1 protein-coding gene is annotated in these 535 nt (G+C 65.6%); it reads left to right on the forward strand.

All coding sequences use genetic code 11. The features are described from left to right. Window positions 1-56: 56 nt before the first annotated feature. Window positions 57-535 (forward strand): ABC transporter ATP-binding protein (locus tag CF68_RS34350; RefSeq protein WP_035827876.1); only part of this gene is annotated, 479 nt, incomplete at its 3' end.

Consider the following 535-nt stretch of genomic DNA (forward strand, 5'->3'; position numbering starts at 1 on the left):
ATGGGCACCGTCGACGCGGAACTGCAGGGCGCGCACTGAGCCGGGAGACCAATGAGATGACGACATCCAACACACCCGCGCTTGAGATCAAGGACCTGCACGCCTGGTACGGCGAATCGCACATCCTGCACGGCGTGGACCTGACCGTGAACCGCGGCGAAGTGGTCACGCTGCTGGGCCGCAACGGCGCTGGCCGCACCACCACGCTGCGCGCGATCATGGGACTGACCGGCGCGCGCAAGGGCTCGATCAAGGTCAATGGCCACGAGACCATCAGCCTGCCCACGCACAAGATCGCGCACTACGGCATTGGCTATTGCCCCGAAGAACGGGCGATCTTCTCCAGCCTCTCATGCGAAGAGAACCTGATGCTGCCGCCGGTGCTGAAGGGCGCCGACACCAGCAAGGGCATGAGCGAGACCGATATCTACGAGATGTTCCCGAACCTGAAGGAGCGCCGCCAGAGCCAGGGCACGCGTCTTTCCGGCGGCGAGCAGCAGATGCTGGCGGTCGGGCGCATCCTGCGCACCGGCGC

This window comes from Cupriavidus sp. SK-4, assembly GCF_000611125.1.
GTDB classification, from domain to species: Bacteria; Pseudomonadota; Gammaproteobacteria; order Burkholderiales; family Burkholderiaceae; genus Cupriavidus; species Cupriavidus necator.